Origin of the sequence: Methanooceanicella nereidis, assembly GCF_021023085.1 — an archaeon.
GTDB classification, from domain to species: domain Archaea; phylum Halobacteriota; class Methanocellia; order Methanocellales; family Methanocellaceae; genus Methanooceanicella; species Methanooceanicella nereidis.
Genome location: NZ_PGCK01000019.1, coordinates 1 through 10,235 on the forward strand (window position 1 = coordinate 1; position 10,235 = coordinate 10,235).

The following is a 10,235-nucleotide window of genomic DNA, read 5'->3' on the forward strand; positions in this document are numbered from 1 at the left end:
ATCGAGTGCATGATGCCCGGATTCGCCACCAAGGGAACCCAGGAACTGGAGATCGACGGCAAAAAGTACGCGTTCAACGTACTCACCGGCGACCGCGCAGAAGGCGGCAAAGGCACACTATACGTGAAAGCATAAACTGAGAGAAACTTATTAAACCTGAACATCTCTATATGAGATGTTCAACCCTATTTATTTAGTTCTGATAATTCCTATCATGAGGCCAATGTCAATGTCCTGGTTCGACATCCTTTTAAATTCTACAATATCTACGACACAGTATCTAAAAGATAATTATCAGAATGTCGATTTCAAGGTAATAAGTCAGGAAGAGAACGGGAACAAAATAGTCAGAGTATCCGAGTTCATAAAGGACAATAAGGTTGTCGTGCATTCTTCCGTTGAGATCGATGTGGAGGAGAACCCCGAGGTCTTTATAAGACTGATCCGGGATAAAGTGATACCTATTGGAGATATTCTGAAGAGCAATAATTATCGCGTGGAAAGAAAGATACTGAACAATGACAGTTCATCGAAAGAATACGTCATGATGGGCGATGTGGATATTAAAATCACGGAAAAGTATTACGATATGTAATATTTCTTTCGACTCTTATTTTTAATTTTGTAATTTGTATTATTCTTTTGTGCCCTGTATTCTCTCACATATACCTGCCGGAAATTTTTCCAGTATTAACAGATTAATGGAACTATCCGATAAAGCAGGTTTCGACGGCGTTGAGCTTGATTGCTCAGGACTTACCGTTAACGCTGATGACCTATACCGGCTATCAGTAGACCATAATATGCCTTTTAAAAATATTATAGCTCCCTCATTGATATCAAAAAATCCTTTATATCGCCTGGTTAATGGGGACTTCTTACTGTTTTCGTTTTATGAAACTTTAAAGCCTGATAACATTATATTAAAAATCCCATTAACCCCTGCTTTGAAAAGCATATGCTGTTATCTTTTCAAGGATAAGATACTTTATTTAAAAGAGAAATACAGCAACAATATTATTGCTATAGAGAATAACGCTCCCTGTAATATATCCTGTCTGAAGCCTATAATGAATATAAAGAATATACGCGATTTTGCATATGAACATGATGTTTTCATCAACTTTGACGTTTCGAATTGTGCAGCTACCGGTAAAGACATATTACTGTCATATGATATGATCGCGCCAAGGGTAAAAAGCGTGCATCTTAGCGATTTCGGCGGTACCAAAGGCATGTCCCACCTTATTCCCGGGAAAGGCCTTCTGCCATTGGGTATGCTGTTGTCACGGATGAAACAATTTAATTTTAATGGGAATATCAGCTTTGAGATCGATCCCAAAGAGTTAGAAAATTATGAAGAAGGGGAAATAATCACTTTATATAAAGAACTTATAGGCTATGTTAAAAGCTATTTTTAAAAAAAGAAAAACATCCGATGGATGTTTTCAGATATTTATCACTGCGCGAATTTTTCAAGAGCGCTTACGATCTGTTCAAGTTTTTCCACGGGTATGCCCGCTATAAGCTCATCGTCTGCGACCTTCGCATATTTTCTTGAGCCGTCACAGCCAAAGGTCAGGTTCAATTCACCCGTGTTCAGCGGCTTTGCAACAGCGTCTCCGCATAATGACTGTATACCTGCGAAGTCTGCGGTCACGCGTCCTCCCGAGTGATATACGCTTGCCTGAGCTATTCTGAGCAGCTGCTTGGGGTTCCCTATCACGACTACGACATCCGGGGTAAAATCAGCTTTTTCGAGCGGAGCGTAAACGGATGCTAAATAATTACTCCCTGTCTTAGGCACTTCGTTCATTGTTCTTCTGGCCGCGCCTATGGTATTGAAACGCCCGAGGCTATAATAAAAGTCACCGGATTTTATTTTTTCAGGTGTCTCTGCTATTCCTAAAGCTCCAGCCCCGCCAGCGCACGCGTGATGTTCTTTGGTCGCATAGAAAACATCGCCAAACCTTGCCTTCTGGACCATCTCGCAATGCCTGATCTTGTCTTTGATCTCAGGGATACCTGCTGGTATCTCTTCTTTTGACTTGACCAGTTTTACAGCCACCGGGGAGCCTTTTAATCCGAGTATGTTTTTGAGCTTAGATGATAATTGTTCATATGCCGACATGGTTTTACACCTCTTAAATATAGGTATTTACCAGCTATAGCTTATATTCTTTGTTTGTTCGATCAAAACCATGATGATAAAGTCTTTTGTTTCGATGTTTCCGTGACAGCCTTGTTCAGTCTCTCGATCACTTTATCCACACGGTCCGCGGAGAAACTATGCTCTTCGCAGAGGAACTCTTTGATCTTGCCAGTTTCCGGCTTACCCCACTTAATGATGTAGTCGTCCGTTATCGGCGGGTTCATGAAGAACTCCTTGATCTCCTCATAATTTTCGATGGTCTGGCCAAGTTCTGTCAGTATGCTCTCCATGTTATCATGCTTCTTTACAAGCTTGAGAGCGGTCTTAGGACCTACTTTATAGATCCCCGGGTTATAATCCGTGCCGACCAGTATCGCGAGGTCTATAAGCTGGCTTCGCGTTATTTCGAGCTGGTCAAGGACTTCCTGGAACTCGATCACTTCAGGCTTGACATCGACATATATGTTCTTCCTCGGGACCTTTCTTTTTCCTGTTATGGCAATATTCCTGACGAACTTAGGTGCCCCGAACAGCAAAGAATCATAATCCTGAGAGCCTACGTAATCTGCAGAGCCCTTTTTTACCATGTATGACGCCTGTGCTTCGCCTTCCGAAGGCGCAAGTATGTATGGTATGCCCATATAGCCCAGCAGCTCTTTCGAGTCCTGTACTATCTGCGCGTTGATACTTGTCGATGCCATGGCATACTTATATGCGTCCGCCGAGCCTGCGGCTTTTGCCGCCTCATACATCTGCTTCGCGGCTTCCCTGACCTCCACTCTTGCCTTGATGGTCTCGGCTTTGAATACGGGAGGCTTACCGTCAAAAACGAATACCGGCTTAATACCCTCTTCTATAAGGTTTGTGACCCTGTAAATGATGCCTGAAAGGTGGGATGTCACATTTCCCCTGTCGTCGGTCAGCGGCGACCCGTCCTGCTGCCTTATTATGCTCAGGAACTGGTATAAAGTGTTAAACGCGTCTATCGCTATTATCTTTCCGTTCAGCTCTTTAAGCTCTATCTCTCTTGTCTTAACCAGGTCGCTCAGGTCAACTCCCATGTTCAGATCCCCATATTAAGGCAAAGTTCTATTTTATTTATAATTAACCTGTTCCGTGATATGTTGAAGACCAAAGTGCAGTGTGTTAATAATGATCCAGGGCATAGCATTGAGACAAAAGTGCTTTACTTACATTAGAATAGTCAGATCTAAACTGATCACTTATATGGCATGCGCATTATATTATCGCATTCAAGGCATGTGATAATGATATTCTTGCCGTCTATGCGAACCCTGCTGTTAGCTCCCGGCGACAGGTACGAATAACACTTTTTACAGATCCTTCGCCTGAACTCGGCGGGAATGCCCACACGGTGGCGCATACTTATACGCCTGGCCAGGTCCACGTAACGGTCCGAGAGTTCCGGGCGCTCAGCGTAAGCGTCCTTTGCCATCAAAAACAATCTTTCAATTCTCTGTTCCGCGAGGTCGACGTTAAAAGGCTTCCCAGAGGACATTTTTTTCTTACGCGATGCCATTCAATCCTGTCTTTAATAAGCTTGGACTAAATAAACCTATTCATATTCTGAAGAATATCTTAAAAGGTCCCTCTCCCCAACACCGCCGGCCGTATGTCATCGGTCCGCTAACAGGATGATAAGGGACTTACAGTACCAGTATTTAATAATATTGATGTTTTCCCTTTTTTTCCTGCGGACGCGTTATTACGGTGGCGGTGTGGGTGTTGAGGTGGGTATTGAGGTGGGTGTTGAGGTGGGTGTTGGAGATGGATATCATGTAGTTGTAGGTGAGGAAGAACCAACCCCTACAAATCATTCCATCATAATAATCCTGATAAGACGACAAAACATTCCGCCATCGACATGTTTTGCCCCATACTATCAAGACATATTTCCATTTACACTACAATCGATATTAATGTAATTACTAGATTTCAAACCTAATGGAATTATTGAGCGGTTAATCGCTTGTGTTGATATTGAACATACGGTATTTTGATAAAATTTTGAATTATCTTCGAAATAGCGGCTGGTTACGTCGTTATTATTTGTATATTCGATGCATAAAGAGCTACCGAATAATAAGTATAACAGGCTTTTATTCAGGTCTTTTATAGTTTTTCTTCACCGGATTCGCTTTATTTTGCAATAAGAGAGATATTCCCGTAACATAATATTTTAGGGTGGCTATGTGTAAGTATCGATGAGCGTCGGCTCTTTGTATATTATCCATACTTATCAGGGGAATGTTCTATGGCGACGGTTACAAGGCAGATCAAGGATCTCAGGACACCTATAATCTGTGTCATGGGTCATGTGGACCATGGTAAGACCTCTATGCTCGATAAGATAAGGGGTACGACCGTGACCGACATCGAAGCAGGGGAGATCACGCAGCACATAGGTGCTACCGAAGTGCCCCTATACACTATAGAGTCCCTCTGTAAGGGGGTGCTGCCGGGGAATATCGAGGTTCCGGGGCTTTTATTCATAGATACTCCGGGGCATCACGCGTTCACTACTCTTAGGAGCCGCGGAGGCGCATTATCAGACCTGGCTGTGCTGGTGATCGATATTATCGATGGATTCCAGCCTCAGACCGATGAGGCGCTAAAGATATTAAAACAGTATAAGACACCTTTCATAATAGCTGCCAATAAGATAGACCGGATACCCGGATGGAGGGTAAACCCGTCCTTTTCTTTTACAAAGACTTTCGAGAGCCAGCCTGATAACGTGAAAAATGCGCTTGATAACAGGATATATGATCTTGCCGGGAAATTGTCCGCCTATGGCTTCAGCGCCGACAGGTACGACCGTATAAGGGACTTCACCCGGACGATCGGCATCGTCCCGATCAGCGCCAGGACCGGCGAGGGCATACCGGACCTTTTAATGGTCCTTGTAGGGCTTGCCCAAAAATTCCTTGAGAAGAACCTTAAGCTGCATGTCACCGGCCCGGGAGTAGGCACTGTGCTGGAGGTAAAAGAGGATAAGGGACTGGGGTATTCTATCGATACGATCATCTATGACGGCGAGATACGGACCGGCGACACCATCGTCATTGGCGGCAAAGAAAAGCCCATTGTTACCAAAGTAAGGGCCCTTTTGAAGCCCATGCCTAACAGGGAGCTAAGGATCGTTGAAAAATTTGACCATGTCGACCGTGTCACGGCATCTGCGGGAGTAAAGATACTGGCTTCCGACCTGGACAAGGCTATGGCCGGGTCTCATCTGAGGGTGGCCAGGGAAGGCATGCTGAATGCCCTGATCAAGGAGATCGAGAGCGAGATAGAGCGCGCGAAGATCGTGACGGACGAGACAGGAATAATCGTGAAAGCTGACACAATTGGCAGCCTCGAGGCGATAGTCAGCGAGCTAAGGTCGCTAAAGATACCGATCGCACAGGCTGAGGTAGGAGATATTTCTAAGAAGGATATCATCGAGGCCGAGACCATAAACGACCCGCTCCACCGCGTAGTGCTCGGGTTCAACGTCAAGCTGCTGCCCGACGCTAAAGAACATATGCTTGAAAGCGACGTCAGGATCTTTAACCGGAACGTTATCTATCGCCTGATCGACGACTATGCCGACTGGGAGGAGACCCAGAAGAAGCTGGCCGAAAAGAAGAAAATGATGGAGATAGTCCGGCCGGGCAGGATAAAATATCTCGTCAACTGCACTTTCAGGCAGAGCAAGCCTGCCGTTATCGGCGTACAGGTACAGGGCGGTTGCATAAAGCCCGGGAACGTGCTGATAAAGCCGGATGGGTCTAAAGTCGGAGTCATTAAGGAGATACAGGAAAGGAACGAGAACATCAGCTTCGCGAAAAAGGGCAAGGAGGTGGCGATATCACTCGATGGGCCGGTGGCCGGTCGTCAGATACATGAGGGGGAGGTCTACTACGTGGACATTCCCGAAAGCCATTGTAAAGTGCTGGAGTTTCAACTAAAGGACGTGCTGAGCCAGGACGAGCTGGAGACACTTATCGAGTTTTTATCGATAAAGAGAAAAGACGATCACTTCTGGGGAAAGTAAAGACTTCTACTGCTCTAAGAATTAGTATATACTAACATTATCGTTTGTAAGGAACATTACTTTTTTCACCACAAAGGAACACAATTCTTCACCACAAAGCGCACAAAGGCGAATAAGGTCCACTAATTTTTCACCACAAAGCGCACAAAGGGATACAAGGGAACACAAAGGACTTTTTTTAGAAGTGTCAGATACTCGAATAAAATTGTGCGGTACTTTTTCGACTTTAAGCGCTTTGTAGTGAGAAACTTAGATTATTTATCCGTCTAAGATAAATGATTTACGTTTTAAATGATAAATAATGAAACGCCCAGAAATGGGATAGGAGTACAGGACTCGTGCAGACAAGGCTATTCGGGGAGGGTCTATCATATGATCATGAGCCGGCTTTTCCTTCCACCAGGTTCCAGGGTAGTAAACTAAAGATAGTGGACTGGATATGGGAATATGTAAAAGATATGGAATTTGATACGGCCCTGGACGCTTTCGGGGGCACGGGAAGCGTCGCCTACCTGCTTAAACAAAAAGGAAAGACTGTCACTTATAACGATGACCTCAAATTTAACTGGCATATAGGGAAGGCATTGATCGAGAATAGCGGCGTCAGGCTTTCTAAAGATGACATTGATCTTATTTTGTCAGAACATCAGGATATGAAGTATCCTTTATTTATTCAGGATACCTTTAAGGGCATTTATTATACTGACGATGAGAATAGATGGCTTGATATAGTGACATCCAATATCAACTTGATAGGGGATGAGTACAAAAAAGCCCTGGCATATTTTGCATTGTTCCAGGCCTGCATCATTAAGAGGCCTTTTAATCTCTTTCACCGGAATAACCTGTATGTCAGGACCAGCGACGTAAAAAGGAGCTTCGGTAATAAGGTCACATGGGATACGCCTTTCGAGGAGCATTATCTTAAATTTGTAGAAGAGGCCAACAGGGCGGTGTTCTCGAACTGCAGGCGAAATAAGGCTATCAACTGTGACGTATTTGACATTGAAGGCTCATTTGATCTTGTCTATATCGACACTCCTTATGTTTCAAGTAAAGGCGTCGGCGTGGACTACTTTGGATTTTATCATTTTCTCGAGGGGCTCGTGAACTATGATAAATGGGGAGAAATGATAGATAATTCTTCCAGGCATAAGCGGCTTAAAAGGAAAGAATCTGTGTGGACCGATAAGAACCGGATCAATGCCGCGTTTGAAAAGCTGTTTGAAAAATTTCAGGACAGCATCATAGTCGTATCATACAGGTCCGACGGCATACCCTCTATAAATGAGCTCAAATCGATGATGAAAAAGCATAAGGGTGATGTCATAGAGCTTGAAAGGAAGAGCTACAAATATGTTTTGAGCAATAATAATTCAGAAGAGGTATTGCTGATCGGAAAATAGGTCGCTGGATTATAATTTTCCTACGGGGCATGACCTTGTGCACATAGTGCAGTATGAGTATGCGTTTTCTGAGACTTTGCGGTTATTGAGCTTGCATGTGCTGCAAATCCTTCTGTCATATGCTTCGTCGGATATTGCTTTTACCGGACAAGCATCGATGCATTCCTGGCACTCGCCGCATGTCGCATCGCTGATTATTTCGCATTCCTCGCCGATGTCTGCGTCTGTCAGGATGCCTTTGAGCCTGAGGCGCGGGCCGTGGTCTTTGGATACGAACATCCTTGACTTGCCTATCCATCCGAGGCCTGCCAGGACTGCCCATACTTTGAGATAATAGGATGTGTTATCTTCTGCCTTGAAGCCGTTTTGTTCGAGCAGCTTGTGTAGCTTAAGGGATGCTATGTCCAGGATCATGAACTCAATCGATGTCATATAGCTGTCCGAGACGTGGTACAGTATGTCTTGTTTGTCGTCGAGTAGCCTTTTTCCGAGTATTATCATGGACCTGGCTTCGGGCATCTGGTCTTTGGGGTTTTTGATCTTTGTTATGTCTATGTCGCCCTCTGTGTATTTTACACCGGTGAGCAGGTTTTTTTCGTCCTCAGGCATTATCGGGTTGCCGTCGAGTTTCATGAACCCGACTACTTCGATGCCGTGTTCGCCTGCTATGGCTTTTATTTCATTTTTTAGTATTTTTGTTTTGTCGGGGCTTGACATGCTAGCTATACTTAACCACCCGAAATTATTAATACTTTGTACGTAATAGTAGATTCGCGCGTTGGTTCTAATACGCACCGATGGTCTAGCGGCTATGACTTCAGCCTTCCAAGCTGAATACTCGGGTTCGAATCCCGATCGGTGCACTTCTTATTAATATAACATTATAAAAAATTGCAACTCCGAAGGAGTTGCTACCGTTAAAAGTTTTTGAAAGGCAAGCGGAAAACTTTTTTCAAAAAGTTTTCCTGCGAATTCTTGAATTTGCTGTTTTTCAACTAATCGGTTCGATGCTCGTTATTGTTGTTAATATAACCTCATGCAGTTCGACGCTCGCTCACTTTGTTCGCTCGCTCCTCAGGCTTTCGGGTGCATCGATATCCAGACAGGGATTCGAAAAATATTTCCTGTCAATCGCCACATAATAAGGCAGGATTTAAAATGACTTTAGACGAAACTCAAAATAAAAAATTCGACGATCTTAAAAAGTCAGCACTGGAGCTGGGTGCCATAGATGCAAAGATAATACCTGCCGGTGATATTCTTGTCGAAGACCGCGTAACGTTAAAATGCAGGGTCGGCTGTGTGGGTTACGGTAAAAAATTAACCTGCCCGCCTTATGTCCCTACTCCGGATGAGTTCCGAAAAATACTGAGTGAGTATTCATATGCTATGCTGGTCAAGTTCAGGTCTCCGGCAGAGACGGACGATGATGTGGTTAAGTCGATCTATAAATACTGGCTTGATCCCGCAGCGCCGAAGGATAAAAAGGATGAGGCGTCTAAGTTCTGGAACGATTATTTTGATTATAGTAAGATCATCCACCTGTCTATGCTGGAACTCGAAAAAAGAGCTTTCAACGAAGGCTTCACTTTTGCGATAGCTTTCGTTAACGGTTCATGCCGGTTATGCGAGAAATGCAATATAGAAAATGGGATATGCGTTCATCCGAATATGGCCCGCATCCCGGAGCATGCGGTCGGTATTAACATGAAAAAAACAGCGGAGAAAGCCGGAATGGCTTTAAAGTTCCCGATAAAAGGCAATCCTGAGCCTATGAGTGTATTGCTTATTGATTAGTCTGATATATCCGCGTGACCAGTGGAAATAACAATATTATTCGAGAACACAAAACCGGACCACACTGACCTTATCCTGGATAATGGCCTTAAATGCTGACAGAAGCATTATTCCACAAAATCTTTGATGGGCGGGTTCTTGCTCAGGTTTTAAGTATGAAAGAACGTGTCGTACCTACCTGTCTTTGAGATGAAGTTTTTTATGGTTATGCCTGTCGGATGGCAGGTAGGCACGTAACCTCACAAAAACACGGAAACACAAAAATTTTTTTATATGATTTTTAAGAGCTCAAAAAGCACCAAAAACTTACTCACCAAATCACGAAGGCTCTAGTATCACCGTCAACGCTCTAACAGCTCTAACGCCCGGCTCAACGCACCAACCTGCTCTAAGTCACTAACGCTAAAACAAGACCCGAACATTCTCCAAGGGCACGAAAGTTTAATTCACGGTCGACGTTTCACGATCGACATTATCTATGATGGATCAGGGATACACAAACCGGGATATTAGACTTTAGTGGCTTGGAGAATGTTCGGGTCTTGTTTTAGCGTTAGTAACTTAGAGCACTTCGAGTATTAAGCCGTGCATTTGAGACTTTAGTGCGTTGACGGTGATACTAGAGCCTTTTGTGGTTTGGTGAGTGAGTTTTTGAGATTTCGTGATCTTAAATTCTAAAAATATTTTGTGTTTCCAGTGTTCCCGTGCTTGTGTTTTTTGGGTTTGGTGTGTTGTTGGTTTTGGTTGTGGGGTAGAAAAGTGTTTTTATTGTTTTGAAGGTGGATTACATTCTTTTTTGGTATTTTATGAGAGAATGTAT

10 protein-coding genes and 1 tRNA gene are annotated in these 10,235 nt (G+C 43.8%); 7 read left to right on the forward strand and 4 right to left on the reverse strand.

Translation table 11 applies throughout. The features are described from left to right. Positions 1-214: 214 nt before the first annotated feature. Together CUJ83_RS15385 and CUJ83_RS15390 are read left to right on the forward strand one after the other, a co-directional pair. Positions 215-595 carry a hypothetical protein gene (locus CUJ83_RS15385; protein ID WP_230743358.1) on the forward strand — a complete coding sequence of 127 codons (381 nt, stop codon included), beginning with the start codon at positions 215-217 and terminating at the stop codon, positions 593-595. A 352-nt stretch (positions 596-947) separates the two neighbouring features. Further along, complete coding sequence (locus CUJ83_RS15390; RefSeq protein WP_230743359.1) at positions 948-1,421, forward strand: sugar phosphate isomerase/epimerase family protein; 474 nt, start codon at positions 948-950, stop codon at positions 1,419-1,421. A 38-nt stretch (positions 1,422-1,459) separates the two neighbouring features. On the opposite strand, the gene CUJ83_RS15395 is transcribed toward CUJ83_RS15390, so the two are convergent. The 3 genes from CUJ83_RS15395 to CUJ83_RS15405 form a co-directional block, all read right to left on the reverse strand. Then, positions 1,460-2,131: a DUF169 domain-containing protein gene (locus CUJ83_RS15395; protein ID WP_230743360.1), complete on the reverse strand. Its 672-nt coding sequence runs from the start codon at positions 2,129-2,131 to the stop codon at positions 1,460-1,462. A 62-nt stretch (positions 2,132-2,193) separates the two neighbouring features. Next, complete coding sequence (gene fen, locus CUJ83_RS15400; RefSeq protein ID WP_230743361.1) at positions 2,194-3,213, reverse strand: flap endonuclease-1; 1,020 nt, start codon at positions 3,211-3,213, stop codon at positions 2,194-2,196. Positions 3,214-3,371: 158 nt separating this feature from the next. Continuing rightward, positions 3,372-3,692 (reverse strand): ribonuclease P protein component 4, encoded by a 321-nt coding sequence (locus CUJ83_RS15405; RefSeq protein WP_230743362.1) that lies wholly within the window; start codon positions 3,690-3,692, stop codon positions 3,372-3,374. A gap of 199 nt (positions 3,693-3,891) precedes the next feature. Between CUJ83_RS15405 and CUJ83_RS15410 the strand changes: the two genes are divergently transcribed. The 3 genes from CUJ83_RS15410 (at position 3,892) to CUJ83_RS15420 (ending at position 7,618) form a co-directional block, all read left to right on the forward strand. Continuing rightward, positions 3,892-4,098, forward strand: coding sequence for a hypothetical protein (locus CUJ83_RS15410; RefSeq protein WP_230743363.1), 207 nt, complete (start codon positions 3,892-3,894; stop codon positions 4,096-4,098). Positions 4,099-4,427: 329 nt separating this feature from the next. After that, positions 4,428-6,212, forward strand: coding sequence for a translation initiation factor IF-2 (infB, locus tag CUJ83_RS15415; protein ID WP_230743364.1), 1,785 nt, complete (start codon positions 4,428-4,430; stop codon positions 6,210-6,212). A gap of 338 nt (positions 6,213-6,550) precedes the next feature. Then, positions 6,551-7,618, forward strand: coding sequence for a DNA adenine methylase (locus CUJ83_RS15420; RefSeq protein ID WP_230743365.1), 1,068 nt, complete (start codon positions 6,551-6,553; stop codon positions 7,616-7,618). A gap of 9 nt (positions 7,619-7,627) precedes the next feature. Here the strand turns inward: CUJ83_RS15420 and CUJ83_RS15425 are convergent, their stop codons facing one another. Beyond that, complete coding sequence (locus CUJ83_RS15425) at positions 7,628-8,335, reverse strand: epoxyqueuosine reductase (protein ID WP_230743366.1); 708 nt, start codon at positions 8,333-8,335, stop codon at positions 7,628-7,630. Between the two features lie 74 nt (positions 8,336-8,409). Between CUJ83_RS15425 and CUJ83_RS15430 the strand changes: the two genes are divergently transcribed. Both CUJ83_RS15430 and CUJ83_RS15435 read left to right on the forward strand, forming a co-directional pair. After that, positions 8,410-8,481: transfer RNA gene (locus tag CUJ83_RS15430), tRNA-Gly, on the forward strand. A gap of 295 nt (positions 8,482-8,776) precedes the next feature. Beyond that, positions 8,777-9,415 carry a DUF2284 domain-containing protein gene (locus tag CUJ83_RS15435; RefSeq protein ID WP_230743367.1) on the forward strand — a complete coding sequence of 213 codons (639 nt, stop codon included), beginning with the start codon at positions 8,777-8,779 and terminating at the stop codon, positions 9,413-9,415. Positions 9,416-10,235: the final 820 nt, after the last annotated feature.

Excerpts from the sequence above, each read along its gene's own strand:
- CUJ83_RS15435 (WP_230743367.1), top strand. The coding sequence starts at position 8,777 with ATGACTTTAGACGAAACTCAAAATAAAAAATTCGACGATCTTAAAAAG.
- CUJ83_RS15405 (WP_230743362.1), bottom strand. The coding sequence starts at position 3,692 with ATGGCATCGCGTAAGAAAAAAATGTCCTCTGGGAAGCCTTTTAACGTC.
- infB (WP_230743364.1), top strand. The coding sequence starts at position 4,428 with ATGGCGACGGTTACAAGGCAGATCAAGGATCTCAGGACACCTATAATC.
- CUJ83_RS15395 (WP_230743360.1), bottom strand. The coding sequence starts at position 2,131 with ATGTCGGCATATGAACAATTATCATCTAAGCTCAAAAACATACTCGGA.
- CUJ83_RS15385 (WP_230743358.1), top strand. The coding sequence starts at position 215 with ATGAGGCCAATGTCAATGTCCTGGTTCGACATCCTTTTAAATTCTACA.
- fen (WP_230743361.1), bottom strand. The coding sequence starts at position 3,213 with ATGGGAGTTGACCTGAGCGACCTGGTTAAGACAAGAGAGATAGAGCTT.
- CUJ83_RS15425 (WP_230743366.1), bottom strand. The coding sequence starts at position 8,335 with ATGTCAAGCCCCGACAAAACAAAAATACTAAAAAATGAAATAAAAGCC.